Consider the following 20176-nt stretch of genomic DNA (forward strand, 5'->3'; position numbering starts at 1 on the left):
GTGCCTCATCCTTGATGACTTTGTTGTTTTCATGCGGTGGTGGTGCAGCGGGTTACTTCAGGTTGGCGAGCCAGGCGCGCATCACGCGGGCGGCGGCCTGGGTCAGGCGCTCGCCGAGTTCGGCGGCAGCCGAGCGCAGGGCGATGGGGTCCAGGCCGGTCTGGCCGACTTCGTTGGCGTGGCCTACCAGCCACTGCTCGATGCGGGCGGGGTCGGCTTCCAGGTGGCATTGCAGGCCCAGGATGCGGTTGTCCACGGCAAAGGCCTGGTGCGCGCAAATATCGGTCTTGGCCAGCAGCACGGCGCCCTGGGGGATGTCGAACTGGTCGCCATGCCAGTGCAGCACGGGTACGTCGCCCAGTTCGGCAAGCGGCGTTTGCTGGCCTTCGGCGGTGAGGGTAAGCGGCGAGAAGCCGATTTCCTTGACGCCCATGGGGTAGACCTTGGCGTTCATGGCGCGGGCGATCAGTTGTGCGCCCAGGCAGATGCCCAGCATGGGCTTGCCGGACTCGATGCGTTGGCGCACCAGCTCAAGTTCGGCCTTGAGGAAGGGGTAGGGCTTTTCGTCGTAGGCGCCAATGGGGCCACCCAGCACGATCAGCAGGTCAGCTTGCATCACCTGTTCGGCGTGGAGGGTTTCGACGGTGGGGTCAATGTAGGTGAGGCTGTAGCCGGCCTCACTCAGAACGGGGGCCAGGGTGCCGACGTCTTCGAAGTGGATGTGGCGCAGTGCGATGGCTGTTTTCATGTGCAAACCCGATGATGAAAGGAGTGAGGGCGCGGTTTACGCCGTTGGGTTGAGGTCGACCTTGATCGTACCGGCCTTGGGGAAGGTGCAGCAGGCCAGGGCGTGGCCGTCGCGCTTGTCCTGGTCGGTCAGGCAGAAGTCGGGTTCGACGGTGTACTCGCCTTCCGACACTTTCAGCCGGCAGTGGCCGCAGATGCCGGCGCGGCACAGGCTGCGTACGGCGATGCCGCTGGTTTCCAGCATCTCCAGCAGGCTCTTGCCCGCGGCGGGCTCCAGCACCTGGTCGTTATGCTGAAGGTGCAGGCGCAAGGGGCTTTCGGCCTGGGCATCGTCTGGCGTGGCCGGGGCAGAGGCCGCTGGTGGGGTGAAAGATTCGATCAGCAAGGGGCAGGTGGGGAACAACGCCAGCAGGTGCTCGCGCATGCCCTGGGCGAAGCCGTGGCTGCCACAGATCACCACGCTGTCCGGGTTGCCCAGCGCTTTCAGGTCCTGGGCTTGTGGGCGGCCGGCCTTGAAGTGGCCTTTGCCGTGCACCGCTTCGCGGGTGACGAACACCTGCAGGTCGAACCAGGGGCAGCTCAGTTCCAGTTGCAGCAATTCGTGCAGGAACGGGATGTCGGCAATGGACGGCACGCACAGCAGCAGGCTGACCTGGGGCACGTTCAAGCCGCGCAGGGCGCGCTCGTGCAGCCCGCGCAGCAGGGCGATCGGCAGGGTGATGCCGATGCCGCCGGCCAGCAAGCCGACGTGGCGGCAGGCCTGGACCGAAGCCAGGGTGATGTCACCTGCGGCGAACTGCACGTCGAAACGCGTGCCGGGCTGGCAGGTGGCGTGCAACTGGTCCGAGACCCCGCCACGGCCTTCGCGCTTGATCGCCAGCTCGAACTGGTCGTTGCCAAGCCTGCGGGTGATGGAGTACAGCCGTTGCTGACGGGCGCCGGACAGGTCCGTTGCCTGCAACGCCACGTGCCGGCCGGGCACGAGGTCTGCCAGAAAGGCGCTGGAGGCGTTGAGTACGCGCAGGCCAAATACCTTGATCTGCGCGGTCTCGCTGCTGACATGCTCGCACACGGCTTCAAAGCCTGTCGGGGTACTCATGCGCTAGCCCTCTCGCGCAGCTGTTCGACGGCCTGTTCGGCGCTCTCCAGGCCATTGCCGGCCAGGCCGATGCGGTTGACCAGGGCTCCGAGGGAGTCGGTATAGACGCTGATCTCGTTGTTGTCGCCCACGTCGTGCAGGATCTCGTTGCCGTTGGGGAAGCCCAGCATCTCGAACACCCGCGACCAGGCGCCCATCTCGTTGTTGGCGAACATCTGCACGGTGCGCAGGATGATCGAGCGCAGGTACAGGCGTTCCTTGCGGGTCAGGCCGTTGACGATGTCGGTGGCGACGAAGCTGAACACGCTGGAGTGGCTCCACTCGTCCATGGCGTGGGTGCGGGTGACCTCGTGGCAGACCGACTGGATGGTGGTGTCTTCGGCCATGGTCTTGAGGTAGTCGGTGATCAGCGTTTCGCTGGCGCAGGCGATGCCAAAGCGGGTCAGGCGGCGTTCCCATTCGGCGGTGCAGTTGGCTAGCAGCGCTTCGCGCCAGGTCACCAGGTTGAAGGCGCTGAAGTCCAGGGGGGTAAGTTGGCGCATGTCATAGATATAGTTGCAGGCCATGATCGACATGCGTGTATGCAGGGCTTCATCGAGCAGGGCTTGAGACATTACATCTTGCAGCAGTGCGCGGTTATGGCTGTGGGGCGGGGTCTTGATAATGTCTTCACAGGCCGGCACCACCACATTGCATTCAATATAAATGGTCTTGAGGTTATAAATGCCCCAGGCGTAGGACATGCATTTGGACTGCAAGTCCTTGGGGGCTTCAAGCCAGGCCTGGTGGTTGCGAAACGGCAGCAGTGAATGGCTGAAGTCGTTCTTGTTGGCATCGAACGCCAGGCCCCAGTAATCGGGTTGTGGCTGGTTCACGGCAGCGCGGGTTTTCCACAGGGTTGAAAGTTTGGCGAGCATGCCTTTAACTGCATCATCGGTACCGCTATGGTTAACATCCATGTTAAAACTCCAGGCTATCGGTTGTCGTTGTTCAGTTTGATTACGCCGGCTGGGTGGCACGCACAGGTGCGGGCGGCGCCCTTCAAGTTTGCGGTACAAATGTGTCGTTATTATTGCGTCAGGTCATTTAAATGAAAGTTGCAGCGCAGTGACTTTGCGCTGCCGCGCCATTACCCATTCCTGCAACAATGTCAGGGCGACGGTCAGGCCCATGAAGGCGGCACTGGCCCAGAAAATCGCGTTGGGGTGGCCCTGGTCCAGCAACCAGCCGAACCCGACTGGCCCGATGGCGCCGCCGATGTTGAAACCCGTGGACACGATGCCGAAGGTCTTGCCTTCAGCCCCTTTGGTGGCGGCAGCCCGTACCAGCATGTCCCGTGACGGGGCGATCACGCCGGTCAAAAAGCCCGCCAGGCCCAGCACGGCAAGCAAGAGCGGCTCGCTCAGGCCCGCCGTGGCCACCAGCAACATCAGCATGCACGCCACCCCAAAAGCGCTGGCCGCCACCACCCCGTGACGCTGGGTGCGGTCGGCCAATGCACCGCCTGCCAGCACGCCGAATGCGCTGGCGAACAGGAAGGCGGTCAAGGCCGAGTTGGCCCAGTACAAGGCCACGCCCTGGCCCTGCATCAGGGCCGCGACGGAAAACTTTTCGATGGCGCCAGTGCTCAGGTTCAGCAGCACGAACAGCAGCGTCAGGCTGATGATCATCGGCGAGAGCAGCGCCACGCGTTGCGCCTGCACGGGCTTGGGTGCCGGGGCGGGCGGCGCGTCACTGACCTGGGCCAGTGCCGAGCCGGGTATCAACAGCAGGGCCAGTGCTGCAAAGCCCACCAGCGCTGCGGTCGCGAAGGCCATGGCCGGGCCGTTGGCTACCGCCACCCCCAGCAGCAACACCGGAGCCACCGCCGCGCCCAGAAAACCTGCAAAGGTGTGCACCGAGAACGCCTTGCCGATGTGCGCAGGGTTGATGTGCCGGGACAGCAGGGCATAGTCGGCAGGGTGGTAGACGGCATTGGCCACCCCCGCCAGCGCCATGCCCACCAGCAGGCAGGTGTAGCCGGGCAGCAGGGCAATCAACAGGAAACTGCAACTGCCCAAGGCCAGGGCCAGCAGCAGCAGGCGCCGGGCGCCATGGCGATCGACGGCAAACCCCATGGGGGCCTGCACCAGCGCGGTGACGATGTTGAACACGCTGAGGGCCAGGCCCAACGCCACATAATCCACGTTCAAAAAAGCAGGCAGCAGCGGAAAGAGCGCCGCCAGCACCATGATGTGCAGGTGGCTGACAAAGTGCGCTGCGGCGACTTGCGGCAACAGGCCGATACGTATCGTCATGGTGAAACCTGTAGGGGCATGAGCTGAGTCGGCGCAGAGCTTAATGAGGCTTTGGTCTTGTCGGGTAGTCCAATTAGTGGCAATAGGCCAGACCGCTTTGGCCCATCTTTCGCGCGTTCTGGCATGCCCAGGCCAGACGCCTGCTTGCCGGGCCGAGCCAGGTGGTCTGCAACAGCGCGGGTAATCGGTACGGTCGCAGGCGCCGCAGGCCGCTAGGGTAGTGCGGTTGTCGCCGGCGTTCAGACCAAGGAGTACACATGCCGCATTTCGCTTATAAAGAGGGCCACGCGCTGCCGGGCATCAGTGCCGCTGCGCTGCCGCAGGTGGACAGCGAGGTGTGGACCGCCATCGATGCCGAGCGGTTGCGCCAGGTGCAGTCCATCGAGCTGATCGCCGCCGAGAACGTGGTCAGCCGCGCCGTGCTCGAGGCCCAAGGGTCGGTGCTGACCAACAAGTACGCTGAGGGGTACCCGGGGCGACGCTATTACGCCAGCTGTGGCAATGTGGATGTGGTCGAGGACCTGGCCATCGAGCGGGCCCGGCTGCTGTTCGGTTGCAGCTATGCCAACGTGCAACCCCACTCCGGCAACCAGGCCAACCAGGCGGTGTTCCTGGCGCTGCTGGAGCCGGAGGATAAGATCCTCGGCCTGGACCTGAAGTCGGGCGGGCACCTGTCCCACGGGGCGGCGTTCAACGTGTCCGGGCGTTGGTTCCAGGCGGTCAGCTACGGTGTGCACCCGCTGACGCACCTGGTCGACATGGACCAGGTGGCGCAGATTGCCCGTCGTGAGCGGCCACGGCTGATCATCGCCGGGGCGTCGGCGTATTCACGCGCGCTGGATTTCGCCCGTTTTCGCGCCATTGCCGACGAGGTGGGGGCGTATCTGATGGCCGACATCGCCCACGTCGCCGGGCTGGTCGCAGGCGGCGCCTATCCCTCGCCAGTGCCCCATGCCCACGTCACCACGCTGAGCACCCACGCGACCCTGCGCGGCCCGCGCGGAGGGATGATCCTGTGCAACGATCAAACCCTGGCGCGCAAAATCAACGCGGCGGTGTTCCCCGGCCTGCAGGGCGCTGCACTGATGCACACGGTCGCGGCCAAGGCGGTGGCGCTGGGCGAGGCGCTGCAACCGGGTTTTGGCCCCTACGCCCATGCGGTGGTGGCCAATGCCCGGGCCTTGTGCGGGCGGCTGGCCGAAGGTGGCTTGCTGGTGGTGTCGGGCGGCACGGACTGCCACCTGGGGGTGATCGACCTGCGCCCCTGGGGCCTTGCCGGCAACGCCGCCGAGGGTGCGCTGGAGGCGGTCGGCATCACCGTGAACCGTAACGTCGTGCCCGGTGACGAGGTCAAGTCCAGCGTCACCTCGGGCATTCGCCTGGGCAGTGCGGCCTGTACCTCCCGGGGCATGGGCGAGGATGAGTTCCGCGAGATCGGGGACATGATCCTGGCCATGCTCGGGGGCGTGCGCAGCGGTGCCATGGACAGCCGCACCGAGCGCTCGATCCGCGAGGGCATCTTCGACCTGACCCGGCGTTTCAAGCTGCCTTACTGAACCCGGCGCTCAAAGCTTGAGGGCGTTGGCCAGGCGCAGCATGGCCGCTTCGATCTCATAGGCCGTGAGCGAGGAATACCCCAGCAGCCAGCCGTGGGTCTGCGGCTCGCCCAGGTACAGGCTGCTCAGGCCCGACAGCTGCACGCCGGCCGTGGCCGCCTGGCGAATGGTCTTTTCTTCGGACCAGCCTGGCTTGAGCAGGCAGGGGATCTGCAAGCCACCTGGCGGCAGGTGGGCGGTGACCACCGGGCTCAGGTACTTGGCGATGGCATCGTGCATCACCGCCCGGCGCCCGGCGTACAACTTGCGCATGGCACGCACGTGGGCGTTGTAGTGCCCGTCCTCCATGAAGCGCGCCAGGGTCAGCTGCAAGGTCTGCGGGGTGTGGCCATCCATCATGCTGCGGGCATAGGCGAAGGGCTTGACCAGTTCGGGCGGCAGCACGATGTAGCCCATGCGCAGGCCAGGGTAGAGGGTCTTGCTGAAGGTGCCGATGTACAGGGTGCGCTGGTAGCGGTCCAGGCCCTGCACGCAGGCGGTGGGCTGGCCGTCGTAGTGAAACTCGCTGTCGTAGTCGTCTTCGATGATCCACTTGGCTTTCTGCGCGGCCCAGTTGATCAGCTCCAGCCGGCGCTCCAGGGGCAGGGTCGCGCCTGTGGGGTACTGGTGCGAGGGGGTGACGTACACGCAGTTGGCGCCGCTGCGGTCGGCGAACAGCAGGTCGGTGCGGATGCCCCGTTCGTCCACGTCGATGGGCAACACTTTGGTTTCGGCGATGGCGAACGCCTTGCGGGCGCCGTAGTAGCCGGGGTTTTCCAGCAGGATGGGTTTGCCGGCATCTACCAGCAATTGCGCGCACAGGTACAACGCCTGACGCGTACTGCTGAGCACCAGCACCTGGTCGGGGGTGCACGTGGCCCCGCGTTCGAGGTTCAGGTAGGTGGCGATGGCCTTGCGCAGGGGTTCGGCGCCTTGCGGGTCACCGTGCAGCAGGACGCTGGCGCGGTAGTCCTTGACCACTTGGCGCTGCAGCCGCTCCCAGACGTCGGTGGGGAAGCTGCGGGTTTCCGGCAGGCCAGTGGCGAAGGCCTTGATCACTTGCTGGTCACGCACGCCGCCGGTCTCGAAGATCATGCGCCCGCGCTGGCTGAGTTCGGCGCCGGGCGCGACCACGCTGCGCCGCACCTCCTGGGTCCGTTGCCGGCGTGGGCCGGCCCCGCGCAATTCGGCGCCCACCGTGTCGCACACGTAGCTGCCCGCGCCGCCGCGGCGCACGATGAAACCGTCCCGGTGCAGCTGCACGTAGGCGTTTTCGACGGTATCGCGGGCGCAGCCCAGGGACTTGGACAGCGCACGGGTGGAGGGCAGTTTCAGGCTCGGGCCCAGCGCGCCATCCAGGATCAACGCACGCAAGGCGCGCTGGATGCGCTGGTGCAGGTCCAGCAGCTGAAACTCGGCGTCGTTGAGCCGAATCTTCAGGGTGTCCAGCGCGAAGGTCTTCGCCATGTGGTCTGCTCTCCATCCATGAACTGGCAGGTAAGGGCAGGCCAGTTTATCCGTAGACTCCGGCCTTCGCCACCCAGGCCTGGCCTGGTATTCACCGCGTCGGCGCGTTCACGCACAGGAGCCCACCCACCATGGCACGGTCACACAATTTCAGCGCAGGCCCCACCGCAGTCCCTCTGGAAGTGCTCAACCAGGCGTACGACGAGTTCCACGATTTTGCCTGCACGGGCATGTCCATCATGGAGATGAGCCACCGCTCGCCCATCTTCCGCGCCATTGCCGAGCAGACCGAGGCCGACCTGCGCGAGCTGCTGGAGGTGCCGGCGCATTACCGCGTGCTGTTCGTGCAGGGCGGCGCTTCGTTGCAGTTCGCCCAGGTGCCCATGAACCTGGCCGGGGACAACGGCAGCGTGGACTACCTGCACACCGGGTTGTGGTCGGGCAAGGCGATCGAGGCGGCGCGCCAGTATGGCGAAGTGCGCGTGGTCGCCAGTGCCCAGGGCACCGGCTTTGACCGGGTGCCGGCGGTTGCGCACTGGCAGCTGAACCCCAAGGCGGCCTACCTGCACTACACCGAGAACGAAACCGTGCACGGCGTGCAGTTCACCGAAGCGCCCGCCAGCGAGGCGCCACTGGTGTGCGATGCCTGTTCGAGCCTGCTGTCCAAGCCCATCGACATCGCACGCCATGGCCTGGTGTATGCCGCCGCCCAGAAGAACATGGGCGTGGCTGGGCTGACGGTGGTCATCATGGATCCGGCGCTGCTGGATCGCTGCCATGGGTTCACCCCGGACATCCTCAACTACCGGCGCATCAGCGATGCCCAGTCGATGCTCAATACGCCCGCCACCTTCCCCTGGTACCTGACTGGCCTGACGTTGCAGTGGATCAAGCGCAGTGGGGGCTTGCAGGTGCTGCACCAGCGCAACCAGACCAAAGCCAGCCTGCTGTACGAAACCCTCGACGGCAGCGACGGCTTCTACCGCAACCCGGTGCAGCCGGCCTATCGCTCGATCAACAACGTGCCGTTCCGGCTGGCCGATGAAGCACTTCAAGCGGTCTTCCTGCGCGAGGCCGAGGCGGCCGGGCTGCATGGCCTGAAGGGCCACGCCAGCGTCGGCGGCATTCGCGCCAGCCTGTACAACGCCATCTCTGTCGAAGCGGTGGCCGCCCTGTGCGAGTTCATGGGGGCGTTCGCCCGCAGGTACGGTTGAGCGCACTGAAAGTGGTCTGGTCTGCCCCGGTGAAGCGTCGGGGTAAAACCAGCCAATCTGCGGCTATAAATGACTGCCTACCGCAGCCGGATACAGCGTCTAGCAAGGAGCCAAGACCTATGTCATCTACTCGTACCCCCTCGCCCCTGCGCCTGCAGGACCTGCTGCACCCGGTGGTGGCCGGGCTCATTTCGGTGATCGTCAACTATGGCGGCACTTTCATCCTGGTGTTCCAGGCTGCCAAGGTTGCAGGGCTCAGCCCCGAGCTGACCGCCTCGTGGGTGTGGTCGGTGTCCATCGGCGTGGGCGTGACCGGGCTGCTGCTCAGCTGGGTCAGCCGCGAGCCGATCATCACCGCCTGGTCCACGCCGGCGGCGGCGTTCCTGATCGTGGCCCTGGCCACCACGCCCTACGCCGAGGCGGTGGGGGCGTACATGGTGTCGGCGGTGGCCTTCGTGCTGCTGGGCGTGTCGGGCTACTTCGAAAAAGCCGTGCGCCTGATTCCGCCGGGGGTAGCCGCGGGCCTGCTGGGCGGCATCCTGTTGCAGTTCGGTATCGGCGCCTTCGCCAGCATGAGCGTCGACCCGCTGCTGGTCGGGCTGCTGATCGGGGCGTACATCGTGTTCAAGCGCCTGAGCGCTCGCTATGCCGTGGTGGGCATCCTGGTGCTGGGGCTGGTGTACCTGGTGATGCAGGGCCGGGTCGATTTCGCTGGGCTGTCCCTGGAATTCGCCACGCCGGTATTCACCCGCCCCGAGTTCTCGCTCAACGCACTGCTGAGCGTGGCGCTGCCGCTGTTTCTGATCACCCTGACCGGCCAGTACATGCCCGGCATGCTGGTGTTGCGCAACGACGGGTTTCGCACCAGTGCCAACCCGATCCTCGGAATCACCGGGCTGGGCTCGCTGTTGATGGCGCCGTTCGGCTCCCACGCCTTCAACATCGCCGCCATCACCGCTGCCATCTGCACCGGCAAGGAAGCGTCCGAAGACCCGTCCAAGCGCTGGGTGGCCGGTGTGGCCGCCGGCATCTTCTACATCCTGGTGGGCATTTTCGGGGTGACGCTGGCGGCGGTGTTCATGGCCTTCCCGGCCACCTTCATCACCACCCTGGCGGGGCTGGCCCTGCTGGGCACCATCGGCGGCAGCCTGGCCAACGCCATGCTCGATGCAAAAGCGCGCGAGGCGTCGTTGATCACCTTCCTGGCCTGTGCGGCCAACATCACCCTGCTGGGCATCGGCGGTGCGTTCTGGGGGCTGGTGATCGGCCTTGTGGCCTACGCCGTGCTCAACGGTCGCCTGCCACGCCGGGCCAAGGCCGCCCAGGCAGAACCGGCAGCAGTGCCCACCAAAGGAGCGACGAATTGATGACCGAGTACGCCGAAGACCTCACCACCCTGCATGCGCGCCATGGCCGCTATCCGCAGGCCAACACCGTCGAGGATTTTCGCCGCAACCTGGCCGCCGTGCATGAGCGCATCGCCCGGGCCTGCGAGCGGGTCGGGCGAGACCCGGCCGAAGTACGCCTGCTGCCGGTCAGCAAGACCTTCGACGAAGCCCACCTGCGCCTGGCCTATGCCGCCGGTTGCCGCCTGCTGGGCGAGAACAAGGTGCAGGAGGCCCAGCGCAAGTGGGAAGCCATGGCCGACTTGCAGGACTTGCAGTGGTCGGTGATCGGCCACTTGCAGACCAACAAGGCCAAGCAGGTGGCGCGCTTTGCCAGTGAGTTCCAGGCACTGGACAGCCTGCGCGTGGCCGAGGTGCTGGACCGCCGGCTGCGCATCGAAGGGCGGCAGATGGATGTGTTCGTCCAGGTCAACACCTCGGGCGAGGCCAGCAAGTACGGGCTGGTGCCCGATGAGGTGGCGGCGTTTCTACAGGCGCTGCCCGCGTTCCCGGCGCTGCGTGTGCGCGGCCTGATGACCCTGGCGCTGTTTTCGGCCGACGCCGCGCGGGTACGCCCGTGCTTCGTGTTGCTGCGTGAGCTGCGCGACCAACTGCGCGCCACTGCGCCTGAAGGGGTGTCGTTGCAGGAGCTGTCGATGGGCATGTCGGGTGATTTCGAAGTGGCCATCGAGGAGGGCGCCACGGTGGTGCGCGTCGGCCAGGCGATCTTCGGCGCCCGCGCCATGCCCGATGCCTACTACTGGCCCACCGCCGATGCCGCGCCGCACCCGGACGCTACCCCGTCGCTGGCCACCAGCCATTGACCACTCTGTACAGGAAACCTGCAATGTCTGCTGCTCCCGCTTACCTCATGCACACCTCAGCCCGCCAACCAGTTGCGTTCAGCCGGGGCCAGGGCGCCTTGTTGTGGGATTCGCACGGGGTCGAGTACCTCGATGCCATCGCCGGGGTGGCCGTGACCAGCCTGGGGCACGCCAATCCCGAGATCGCCTCGGCCCTGGCCGAACAGGCCGACGTGCTGCTGCACACCACCAACATGTTTCGTATCCCATGGCAGGAACAGCTAGGCGAGCGCCTGTGCCGGCTCTCAGGCATGGAGCGGGCGTTCTTCTGCAACTCCGGCGCCGAGGCCAACGAGGCCGCGCTCAAGCTGGCGCGCTTGCACGCCACGGCCCGCAACGTCGCCCAACCCCAGGTGCTGGTGATGGAAAACAGCTTCCATGGGCGCACCCTGGCAACCCTGGCCGCCACCGGCAATCCGGCCGTTCACCGCGGTTTCGAGCCGCTGATGCCAGGCTTCATCCGCGTGCCCTACGATGACATCGAGGCGGTGCGCCAGGTGGCGGCCAACTCGCCCAACGTGGTGGCCGTGCTGGTCGAGCCCGTGCAGGGCGAGGGCGGTGTGCATCCGGCATCGGCGGGCTATCTGCAAGCGCTGCGCCAGCTGTGCGACGCGCACGACTGGCTGATGATGATCGACGAGGTGCAGACCGGCATGGGCCGTACCGGCACCTGGTTCGGTTTCCAGCACGCCGGCATCGAGCCCGACGTCATCACCCTGGCCAAGGCCCTGGGCAATGGCTTCCCCATCGGCGCGTGCCTGGCCCGAGGCAAGGCCGCCGAGCTGTTTTCCCCCGGCCACCATGCCTCCACCTTCGGCGGCAACCCGCTGGCTTGCCGGGTGGGCTGCACGGTGGTGGACATCATGCAGCGCGATCAGCTGCCGCAGCGCGCTGCGGTGCTGGGCCAGCGTTTGCTGGCGGCCTTGCAGCTGGCGCTGGGCGGGCACCCTGAAGTGGTGTCGGTGCGCGGCCTGGGCCTGATGGTCGGCATCGAGCTCAACCGCCCCTGCGCCGAGCTGGTGGACCGGGCCCGGGACGAGCAACACCTGCTGGTCACCGTCACCCGCGGTACCACCGTGCGCCTGCTGCCACCCCTGATCTGCTCCGAGGTGCAGATCGACGACATCGCTGCACGCCTCACCCGCTTGCTGTCACCCCAAGCCTGATTCAGAACAAGGACGCTTAACCCATGTACGACTCGACGCTGACCCTCAACGCCTTCGATCCAGAGCTGCACGCCTCGATTCGCAACGAAGTGAATCGCCAGGAAGACCACATCGAGCTGATCGCCTCGGAAAACTATGCCAGCCCCTTGGTGATGCAGATCCAGAGCACGGTGCTCACCAACAAGTACGCCGAAGGCTATCCCGGCAAGCGCTACTACAGTGGTTGCGAATACGTGGACGTGGCCGAAAGCCTGGCTATCGAGCGGGTCAAGGCCCTGTTCAACTGCGACTACGCCAACGTGCAGCCCCACGCCGGCGCCCAGGCCAACGCGGCGGTGTTTTTGGCGCTGATCCAGCCAGGCGACACCGTGATGGGCATGAACCTGGCCCAGGGCGGGCACCTGACCCACGGCAACCCGGCCAACTTCTCGGGCCGCCACTACAAGATCGTGCCCTACGGCCTGGACCCTGAAACGGGCTTTCTCGACTATGACGAGATGGAGCGCATCGCGCTGGAAACCCGCCCGAAGATGCTCATCGGTGGTTTCTCGGCCTACTCGCGCTACAAGGACTGGGCACGCATGCGCAGCATCGCCGACAAGGTCGGGGCGATCTTCTGGGTGGACATGGCCCACGTGGCCGGGCTGGTTGCCGCAGGCGAATACCCAGACCCGCTGCCCCACGCCCATGTGGTCACCAGCACCACCCACAAGACCCTGCGCGGCCCGCGCGGCGGCCTGATCCTGTCCAAGGGGCAGGACGAAAGTTTCTACAAGAAGCTCGACTCGGCGGTATTCCCGGGTGTCCAGGGTGGCCCACTGATGCACCAGATCGCGGCCAAGGCCGTGGCCTTCAAGGAAGCGCTGTCGCCGGCATTTCGCAGTTACCAGACCCAGGTGGTGACCAATGCCCGGGCCATGGCCAAAGTGTTGCAGGCGCGCGGGTACAAGATCGTGTCGGACGGGACCGACAACCACATGATGCTGATCGACCTGTCGGCCAAGCCCTACACGGGTAAGGAAGCCGATGCGGCCTTGAGCAGCGCCTATATCACGGCCAACAAGAACTCGGTGCCCAACGACCCGCGTTCGCCGTTCGTGACCTCGGGGCTGCGCATCGGTACACCGGCGGTGACCACGCGAGGGTTCGATGTAGAGGCGTGCGAGCAGGTGGCGGGGTGGCTGTGTGATGTGCTCGATGCCCTGGAAACCGGGCGCAGTGACGAGGTGGGGCACCATGTGCGTGAGCAGGTGGTTGCGCTGTGCCGTCGTTATCCGGTTTATGGTTGAGAGGATGGGGGCCTGGCACCGGCGGTGTCGGGATGTTTGAGGCAGGTTTTTCGACCTGTGTGAAAGGGCTGCCTGGCAGCCCTTTTTTTGTTGCTGGGTTTGCTGTGCCGTCGAGTCCGGGATGAAGACCGCCTGGGCCGCTGTGCGGCCCATCGCGGCACAAGGCCGCTCCCACAGGGATTTGCGTATTCGAAAGCTACCGGGATCTACTGTGGGAGCGGCCTCGTGCCGCGATGGGCCGCATAGCGGCCCCAACTACCGCGCCCGAGTGACCCGATCCACCAGATACACCAGCCCGTGATAATCGATGCCACTGTGGGTCGACAAGCCAATTTCACAGGTGCGGCTGGTGGAGATGCCTTCACCGCAGTACTGTACCGCATCCTTCAGGCTGCGCAAGGCATGGGCATTGAGCTCAGGGGTGGTGAAGCCCTTGTCGCCGGCAAACCCGCAGCAATGAATCCCTTCAGGTATCACCACCTGCGTGCTGCACCGCCGCGCCAGGTCGATCAGCGCCTGGCTTTCGCCCAGGTGCTGCGTACTGCAGGTCACATGCACGGCGATCGGTTCATCCTGCGGAGTGAAGGTGAGCCGATCGACCAGGTGCGTACGGATGAAACGGACCGGGTCGTACAGGTCCAAACGGGTATCCCCCAGGTCCTGGACCAGGCGTAGGGTGCAGGGGCTGGTGTCGCAATAGATCGGGTCCAGGCCGCCCCGGCTGGCGTGCAGCAGTGCATTGATCAGCTCCTGGCGCTTGTGTTCAGCCTGCTCAGGGTAGCCTTTGGAGGCGAAGGGCTGGCCGCAGCACAGGCTTTCGGCATTGTCAGGGAAGACCACCTGATACCCTGCCTTCTCCAGCAGGCTGCGGGTCTTGTCGAGCAACGAGCTCTGCTCGCGATCGGCATACGCCGGGCCCATGACCTTGGACACGCAGGCAGCCAGGTAAACCACGCGAGGGCGCGGGTCGTTGCTCGCCTCACCCACGCGCACAGGGCGCACAGGCTGGGGCATGGCCGGGGTCCAGCGGGGCATGCGCCCTTTGCTGGTCTTGCTCAGGGCGGCGCTCAAGCGGTTCAGGCGCGGCGCGCCCAGCAGCTTGCGGGCGGTATTGGCGGCGGTCAGGGACAGGCGCGCGCCGCCCATGGCCGTCTTGAAGTGTTCGGCCAACCAGTCGGCGGCCTTGCCATGTTCGGCCGCCTGGGCGCGCAGCTTCTTGACCAGCTCGCCGGTGTTGATGCCCACCGGGCAGCGCTGGGCACACAGCCCCGTGGCGGCGCAGGTATCCATGCCCTGGTACTGGAAGGTGTCGCGCAGCGCGCGGGTGTCCTGGCCGTCGCGCTCCCTGGCCTGGATATCCCGCCACATGACGATGCGCTGGCGCGGGCTGAGGGTCAGCCCCTTGGACGGGCACACCGGTTCGCAGAACCCGCATTCGATGCATTTGTCGACGATCGCGTCGGCAGCCGGCAGCGGCTTGAGGTGCTTGAGGTGGATGGCCGGGTCTTCGCTGAGCACCACATCGGGGTTGAGAATGCCGTTGGGGTCGAGCAGGCGCTTGAGCTGCCACATCAGCTGGTAGGCATCCTGGCCCCATTCGAGCGCTACGAAGGGCGCCATGTTGCGGCCGGTGCCGTGCTCGGCCTTGAGCGAGCCGCCGAACTCCACGGCCACCAACTGCGCCACGTCGTCCATGAAGGCCTGGTAGCGCGCCACTTCCTCGGCGCTGTTGAAACCCTGGGTGAAGACGAAGTGCAGGTTGCCTTCCAGCGCATGGCCGAAAATGATTGCCTCGTCGTAGCGGTGCTGGTCGAACAGCTGGATCAGCCGGTTGACGCCTTCGGCCAGTTGCTCGACGGGGAAGGTGACGTCTTCGATGATGACCGTGGTGCCGGTCTGGCGCACGGCGCCCACGGCGGGGAAGGTGTCCTTGCGGATCTTCCACAGCTGGTTGTACACCACCGGGTCTTCGCTGAAATCCACTTGCTGTTCCAGGGGGAACTCGGCAATCGAGGCCATCACTTGGTGCACTTGCTCGTGCAGCAGGGTCTGGCTGGCGGCGCGGGATTCGATCAACAGGGCGCAGGCGTTGGCCGACAGGCCCTTGACCCACACCGGCATGCCGGCCATGTCCTGCACCGAGCGCAGGCTGCGCCGGTCCAGCAACTCCACGGCCGATACGGGCTGGCGCTTGAGGATCGGCACGGCGCGGCAGCAGCTTTCGACACTGGGGAACACCAGCAGGGCGCTGGCCTTGTGCGGGTGGTCGGGCACGGTGTCGTAGGTCACCGCGCTGATGAAGCCCAGGGTGCCCTCGGAGCCGACCAGCAGGTGCTGCAGGATGTCGAGCGGCTGGTCAAAATCCACCAGGGCATTGAGCGACAGGCCGGTGGTGTTCTTGAGCCGGTACTTGTGCCGGATGCGCTCGGCCAGGGCCGTATTGGCGCGGGTCTCCCGGCCCAGGCGGGCGAGGGCGTCGAGCAAGGGGGCGTGGCTGTTCTGGAAGGCCGCGACGCTGGCCGGGTCCTCGCTGTCCAGGCAGGTGCCGTCGGCCAGCACCAGGCGCAGGCCGGCCAGGGTGTGGTAGGTGTTCTGCGCCGTGCCGCAGCACATGCCGCTGGCGTTGTTGGCGACGATGCCGCCAATCTTGCAGGCATTGATCGAGGCAGGGTCGGGGCCGATCTTGCGCCCGAACGGCGCCAGCCAGGCGTTGGCCTGGGCGCCGATGACACCCGGCTGCAGCCTGATCTGTTCGCCCTGGCCGCGCACCTCGCGCCCGTTCCAGTTATCGCCCAGCACGATCAGGACCGAATCGCTGATGGCCTGGCCGGACAAGCTGGTGCCGGCGGCGCGGAAGGTGATGGGCACCCGCTCGCGCTGGGCCAGCTTGATCAGCCCAACCACTTCGTCCTCGGACTCCACCCGCACCACCAGCTTGGGGATCAGGCGATAGAAGCTGGCATCGGTGCCGAAGGCCAGGGTAGAGGTCGGGTCGTCGAAGCGACGCTCGGCAGGTATCAGGCGCTCGGCATCGCGCAGAAACGCAGCAGGCAGGCTCATGCAGTCTCCTCGCGGGGCCGCGGCGTCTGGTGCGGCGCGTGCCCCGGTAATCAGGCGGTGTTTCAGGCAGGCGCTCAGGCGCCGAGTTCGCGTACCAGCGAGTCGCGGGTGATCTCGCCGATGGACTTGGTGCCGGTCAGCACCATGGCCACGCGCATTTCTTTCTCGAACAGCTCCAGCAGGTTCTTCACCCCGGCCTGGCCATGAACGGCCAGGGCATACAGGAAGGCCCGGCCGATCAGCACGGTGTCGGCGCCCAGGGCGATCATGCGCGCCACGTCCAGGCCGCTGCGAATGCCCGAGTCGGCCAGGATCTTCAGGTCGCCCTTCACCGCGTCGGCAATCGCCGGCAAGGCGCGGGCGCTGGACAGCACGCCGTCGAGCTGGCGGCCACCGTGGTTGGACACGACGATACCGTCGGCGCCGAACTTGACCGCATCGCGGGCATCGTCGGCATCGAGGATGCCCTTGATGATCATCGGGCCGTCCCAGAATTCGCGGATCCATTCCAGGTCGCGCCAGGAAATGGACGGGTCGAAATTGTTGGCCAGCCAGCCGATGTAGTCGGCCAGGCCCGTAGGGTTGCCCCGGTAGGTGGAGATGTTGCCCAGATCGTGCGGGCGGCCCATGACGCCCACGTCCCATGCCCACTGCGGGTGGGTCATGGCTTGCAGCATACGCCGCAGCGGGCCGTTCCTGCCGCTCATGCCCGAGTGGGCATCGCGGTAGCGGGCGCCGGGGGTGGGCATGTCGACGGTGAACACCAGGGTGCGAACGCCGGCAGCCTTGGCGCGCTCCAGGGCATTGCGCATGAACCCGCGGTCCTTGAGCACGTACAGCTGGAACCACATCGGCCGGTCGATGGCCGGGGCCACTTCTTCGATGGGGCAGACCGAAACGGTGGACATGGTGAACGGGATGCCGTGGGCAGCAGCCGCACGCGCCGCCTGCACTTCGCCACGGCGGGCGTACATGCCGGTCAGGCCGACCGGGGCCAGGGCCACAGGCATGCTCAGGGTTTCACCGAACAGCTCGGTCTGCAGGCTGAGTTCGGACATGTTCTTCAGCACGCGCTGGCGCAGGGCGATGCTGGCCAGGTCCGAAACGTTATGGCGCAGGGTGTGCTCGGCGTAGGCGCCGCCATCGGCATAGTGGAACAGGAAGGGCGGCAACTTGCGTTGGGCGGCGGCGCGGTAATCGGTAGAGGCAGAAATGATCATGGGCTCTCGCAGCTTGGCAGGTGAGTAAGGCCGGGCGATGTGGGCTGCCCGGCCCCTTTCACTTTAGTGATGAACCAGCATGCCGGTCAGCCAGTAGGCCTGCACCAAGGTGATCAGGCCGACGATGGTGGCGAAGAACAGGCTGTGCTTGACGGTGAAGCGGAACAGGTCGGACTCCTTACCCACAAGGCCGGTGGCGGCGCACGCCACGGCGATCGACTGCGGCGAAATCATCTTGCCGGTCACGCCGCCGCTGGTGTTGGCTGCAACCAGCAGGGTGTCGTTCACGCCGATCTGGTGCGCGGTGGTGGCTTGCAACGAGCTGAACAGGGCGTTGGAGGAGGTGTCCGAACCGGTCAGGAACACCCCCAGCCAGCCCAGGAACGGCGAGAAGAACGGGAACGCCGCGCCGGTGCCGGCCAGTACCAGGGCCATGGTCGAGGACATGCCGGAATAGTTGGTCACGAAGGCGAAGGCCAGCACCATGCCGATGGACAGAATGGGCCAGCGCAGCTCGAAGAGTGTTTCCTTGAAAGTGGTCAGACCAGTCTTGACGTTGATCTTGAGCACGGCCATGGAGATCAGTGCCGACAGGAAGATCGCGGTGCCCGTGGCAGAAATCGGGTCGAGCTTGAACACGGCCGGCATGGCGGTAGGCGCAGCCACGATGGGGGCGGTCTTGATCACCAGTTGGTCGAGGTGCGGGATGGCGAAGTTGAACACGAAGTTGTACATCGCACCGCCCGGGGCGAACGCGGCCTTGAAGGGCTTGAGGGTCCAGATCGTCACCAGCACCGTGAGGATCAGGAACGGCGACCAGGCTTTGAAGATTTCACCCAGGCTGTAGGGGCTTGGCTGGCTGCCACCGGTTTGCACCACGGCCGCGCCAACGCTGCCGGTGGCCGCCGCGAACGAACGCTTGGGCTGCCACACTTTCAGGAACAAGGTCAGGGCGATCAGGCTGGCCAGGGCCGAGGTGATGTCAGGGAGTTCCGGGCCGATGAAGTTCGAGGTGAAGTACTGGGTGACGGCGAAGCTCAAGCCGGCCACCAGGGCAGCAGGCCAGGTTTCCTTCACGCCGCGCAGGCCGTCCATCATGAACACCAGCCAGAACGGCACGAACAGCGACAGCAACGGCAGCTGGCGACCAGTCATGGCGCCAATGTGGAAGGCGTCGATGCCGGTGACCTGGCCTGCCACGATGATCGGGATGCCCAGCGCGCCGAAGGCGACCGGTGCGGTGTTGGCGATCAGGCACAGGCCTGCGGCGTACAGCGGGTTGAAGCCAAGGCCCACCAGCAGCGCGGCGGTGATCGCCACCGGTGCACCAAAGCCGGCCGCCCCTTCCAGGAAGGCGCCGAAGCAGAAGCCGATCAGCAACACCTGCAGGCGCTGGTCGTCGGTGATCGACAGCACCGAACTGCGGATCACCTCGAACTGGCCGCTCTTGACCGTGAGTTTGTACAGGAACACGGCCGCGACGATGATCCAGGCGATGGGCCACAGACCATAGAGGAAGCCGTAGCCGGCAGCCGCCAGGGCCATGTCGACAGGCATCTGGAAAGCGAAGATCGCCACCAGGATCGACAAACCCAAGGTGATGCTGCCGGCGACATGGCCCTTGAGACGGAAGACGGCCAGGGCCAGGAAGAAGAAGACGATGGGGATGACCGCCGCCAGTGCGGACAGGCCGAGACTGCCCAGCGGGCTGTAGAGTTGGTGCCAGGTTTGCATATGGGGTGGCCCCTAATTGTTGTTGGTCATGCGCCGGCCCTGGATAATTGGTAAGACCAATTTACAATGGCTCGCCGCTAGGTTAAAAGCGCACACGGGGGTGTGTCAATTTGTCCGAGGCAGCACTTTGGTCGAATGCCGATGAGCGGGCAGGTGATGTGGCGTGAAAATCGAGCGCTGGTGGGTGTCGGCCGGCTGTGGATCGGCGAGAATGGATGCCCCGGATATCAGCCGGGATTCGTGGAGAGCGTGTGATGGTTTTTGATCAGGTCCGCCAGCGGCGCCTGTCCGACGACATTGTCGATCGGTTGGAAGGGATGATTCTGGAAGGCACGTTGACGTCGGGCCAGCGGCTGCCAGCCGAACGCGTGCTGGCCGAGCAGTTTGGGGTATCACGCCCGTCGTTGCGCGAAGCGATCCAGAAGCTGGTGGCCAAGGGGTTGCTGGTCAGCAAGCAAGGCGGCGGCAACTATGTGGCGCAGTCGCTGGGCTCCACGTTCAGTGACCCGTTGTTGCAACTGCTCGAACACAGCCCTCAGGCGCAACACGACCTGCTGGAGTTTCGCCATACCCTGGAGGCGTCTTGTGCCTACTACGCGGCCCAGCGCGCCACCGCACCCGACCGGGCTCGCTTGAAGGAGGCGTTCGACGTGCTGCAGGACTGCTACGCACGGGTGGGGGAAGTCACGCGGGCCGAAGAAGGCGCCGCCGATGCGCGCTTTCACCTGGCCATTGCCGAGGCCAGTCACAATGCCGTGCTGCTGCACACCATTCGTGGCTTGTTCGACCTGCTCAAGCGCAACGTGGTCACCAACATCGGTGGCATGTACCAGCAACGCAGCGAAACGCGCGACATGCTGATCAGCCAGCACCGGGAGTTGTACCTGGCGATTGTCGAAGGCAGGGCCGAGGATGCGCGTGAGGTGTCCAGCCGGCACATTCTGTACGTGCAGGAGGTGCTCGAAGAGGCGCATGAAGAGGCGCAGCGGGTCGCACGGGCGGAGCGGCGCAACGGGCACTGAGGGTATGTGTGCGGGCGA

The 20176-nt window shown here is 65.7% G+C and carries 15 protein-coding genes; 7 read left to right on the forward strand and 8 right to left on the reverse strand.

From position 1 onward, the window contains the following. Positions 1-52: 52 nt before the first annotated feature. The 4 genes from NMB38_RS03165 to NMB38_RS03180 all read right to left on the reverse strand — a co-directional run bounded on the left by NMB38_RS03165 (position 53) and on the right by NMB38_RS03180 (position 4143). Positions 53-748: a glutamine amidotransferase gene (locus NMB38_RS03165; RefSeq protein ID WP_490805825.1), complete on the reverse strand. Its 696-nt coding sequence runs from the start codon at positions 746-748 to the stop codon at positions 53-55. 36 nt (positions 749-784) lie between these two features. Beyond that, positions 785-1846 carry an iron-sulfur cluster-binding domain-containing protein gene (locus NMB38_RS03170; RefSeq protein WP_242810089.1) on the reverse strand — a complete coding sequence of 354 codons (1062 nt, stop codon included), beginning with the start codon at positions 1844-1846 and terminating at the stop codon, positions 785-787. Then, positions 1843-2805 carry an AurF N-oxygenase family protein gene (locus NMB38_RS03175; RefSeq protein WP_490805826.1) on the reverse strand — a complete coding sequence of 321 codons (963 nt, stop codon included), beginning with the start codon at positions 2803-2805 and terminating at the stop codon, positions 1843-1845. The genes NMB38_RS03170 and NMB38_RS03175 overlap by 4 nt, the downstream gene beginning before the upstream one ends. Positions 2806-2928: 123 nt before the next feature. Then, positions 2929-4143: an MFS transporter gene (locus tag NMB38_RS03180; protein ID WP_430491834.1), complete on the reverse strand. Its 1215-nt coding sequence runs from the start codon at positions 4141-4143 to the stop codon at positions 2929-2931. A 257-nt stretch (positions 4144-4400) separates the two neighbouring features. On the opposite strand from NMB38_RS03180, the gene NMB38_RS03185 reads away from it, so the two are divergent. Further along, positions 4401-5699: a serine hydroxymethyltransferase gene (locus tag NMB38_RS03185; protein WP_490805827.1), complete on the forward strand. Its 1299-nt coding sequence runs from the start codon at positions 4401-4403 to the stop codon at positions 5697-5699. Between the two features lie 9 nt (positions 5700-5708). Here NMB38_RS03185 and pdxR read toward each other — a convergent pair whose 3' ends face one another. Next, positions 5709-7205: a MocR-like pyridoxine biosynthesis transcription factor PdxR gene (pdxR, locus tag NMB38_RS03190; protein ID WP_023533154.1), complete on the reverse strand. Its 1497-nt coding sequence runs from the start codon at positions 7203-7205 to the stop codon at positions 5709-5711. 131 nt (positions 7206-7336) lie between these two features. Here pdxR and serC point away from each other — a divergent pair, with 131 nt between their 5' ends. The 5 genes from serC to glyA all read left to right on the forward strand — a co-directional run bounded on the left by serC (position 7337) and on the right by glyA (position 13122). Beyond that, on the forward strand, positions 7337-8419 hold the full coding sequence (serC, locus tag NMB38_RS03195) for a 3-phosphoserine/phosphohydroxythreonine transaminase (RefSeq protein WP_490805828.1): 1083 nt from the start codon (positions 7337-7339) through the stop codon (positions 8417-8419). Between the two features lie 119 nt (positions 8420-8538). After that, positions 8539-9786 (forward strand): benzoate/H(+) symporter BenE family transporter, encoded by a 1248-nt coding sequence (locus tag NMB38_RS03200; protein ID WP_049696591.1) that lies wholly within the window; start codon positions 8539-8541, stop codon positions 9784-9786. Further along, positions 9786-10628, forward strand: coding sequence for a YggS family pyridoxal phosphate-dependent enzyme (locus NMB38_RS03205; RefSeq protein WP_104925828.1), 843 nt, complete (start codon positions 9786-9788; stop codon positions 10626-10628). The genes NMB38_RS03200 and NMB38_RS03205 overlap by 1 nt, the downstream gene beginning before the upstream one ends. A gap of 23 nt (positions 10629-10651) precedes the next feature. After that, the gene (locus NMB38_RS03210; protein ID WP_345956591.1) at positions 10652-11833 is read left to right on the forward strand and encodes an aspartate aminotransferase family protein; all 1182 of its coding nucleotides are present in this window, start codon (positions 10652-10654) and stop codon (positions 11831-11833) included. Positions 11834-11856: 23 nt separating this feature from the next. After that, positions 11857-13122 carry a serine hydroxymethyltransferase gene (gene glyA, locus NMB38_RS03215; protein WP_027915429.1) on the forward strand — a complete coding sequence of 422 codons (1266 nt, stop codon included), beginning with the start codon at positions 11857-11859 and terminating at the stop codon, positions 13120-13122. Positions 13123-13377: 255 nt separating this feature from the next. Here the strand turns inward: glyA and NMB38_RS03220 are convergent, their stop codons facing one another. The 3 genes from NMB38_RS03220 to NMB38_RS03230 form a co-directional block, all read right to left on the reverse strand. Next, a complete protein-coding gene (locus tag NMB38_RS03220) occupies positions 13378-16182 on the reverse strand; it encodes an FAD-binding and (Fe-S)-binding domain-containing protein (RefSeq protein ID WP_441345412.1) in 2805 nt (934 codons plus the stop codon). Positions 16183-16256: 74 nt separating this feature from the next. Further along, positions 16257-17402 carry an FMN-dependent L-lactate dehydrogenase LldD gene (gene lldD, locus NMB38_RS03225; protein ID WP_490805829.1) on the reverse strand — a complete coding sequence of 382 codons (1146 nt, stop codon included), beginning with the start codon at positions 17400-17402 and terminating at the stop codon, positions 16257-16259. Positions 17403-17465: 63 nt separating this feature from the next. Next, a complete protein-coding gene (locus NMB38_RS03230; RefSeq protein ID WP_490805830.1) occupies positions 17466-19136 on the reverse strand; it encodes a lactate permease LctP family transporter in 1671 nt (556 codons plus the stop codon). 254 nt (positions 19137-19390) lie between these two features. Between NMB38_RS03230 and NMB38_RS03235 the strand changes: the two genes are divergently transcribed. Then, entirely contained in the window at positions 19391-20158 is a 768-nt protein-coding gene (locus tag NMB38_RS03235; RefSeq protein ID WP_027915425.1) for an FCD domain-containing protein, read from the forward strand. Positions 20159-20176: the final 18 nt, after the last annotated feature.

The organism is Pseudomonas sp. FBCC-B35, assembly GCF_059133755.1.

Bases quoted from the DNA above. Each gene is read 5' to 3' on its own strand.
- NMB38_RS03165 (WP_490805825.1), bottom strand. From the start codon at position 748: ATGAAAACAGCCATCGCACTGCGCCACATCCACTTCGAAGACGTCGGC.
- NMB38_RS03170 (WP_242810089.1), bottom strand. From the start codon at position 1,846: ATGAGTACCCCGACAGGCTTTGAAGCCGTGTGCGAGCATGTCAGCAGC.
- NMB38_RS03175 (WP_490805826.1), bottom strand. From the start codon at position 2,805: ATGGATGTTAACCATAGCGGTACCGATGATGCAGTTAAAGGCATGCTC.
- NMB38_RS03180 (WP_430491834.1), bottom strand. From the start codon at position 4,143: ATGACGATACGTATCGGCCTGTTGCCGCAAGTCGCCGCAGCGCACTTT.
- NMB38_RS03185 (WP_490805827.1), top strand. From the start codon at position 4,401: ATGCCGCATTTCGCTTATAAAGAGGGCCACGCGCTGCCGGGCATCAGT.
- pdxR (WP_023533154.1), bottom strand. From the start codon at position 7,205: ATGGCGAAGACCTTCGCGCTGGACACCCTGAAGATTCGGCTCAACGAC.
- serC (WP_490805828.1), top strand. From the start codon at position 7,337: ATGGCACGGTCACACAATTTCAGCGCAGGCCCCACCGCAGTCCCTCTG.
- NMB38_RS03200 (WP_049696591.1), top strand. From the start codon at position 8,539: ATGTCATCTACTCGTACCCCCTCGCCCCTGCGCCTGCAGGACCTGCTG.
- NMB38_RS03205 (WP_104925828.1), top strand. From the start codon at position 9,786: ATGACCGAGTACGCCGAAGACCTCACCACCCTGCATGCGCGCCATGGC.
- NMB38_RS03210 (WP_345956591.1), top strand. From the start codon at position 10,652: ATGTCTGCTGCTCCCGCTTACCTCATGCACACCTCAGCCCGCCAACCA.
- glyA (WP_027915429.1), top strand. From the start codon at position 11,857: ATGTACGACTCGACGCTGACCCTCAACGCCTTCGATCCAGAGCTGCAC.
- NMB38_RS03220 (WP_441345412.1), bottom strand. From the start codon at position 16,182: ATGAGCCTGCCTGCTGCGTTTCTGCGCGATGCCGAGCGCCTGATACCT.
- lldD (WP_490805829.1), bottom strand. From the start codon at position 17,402: ATGATCATTTCTGCCTCTACCGATTACCGCGCCGCCGCCCAACGCAAG.
- NMB38_RS03230 (WP_490805830.1), bottom strand. From the start codon at position 19,136: ATGCAAACCTGGCACCAACTCTACAGCCCGCTGGGCAGTCTCGGCCTG.
- NMB38_RS03235 (WP_027915425.1), top strand. From the start codon at position 19,391: ATGGTTTTTGATCAGGTCCGCCAGCGGCGCCTGTCCGACGACATTGTC.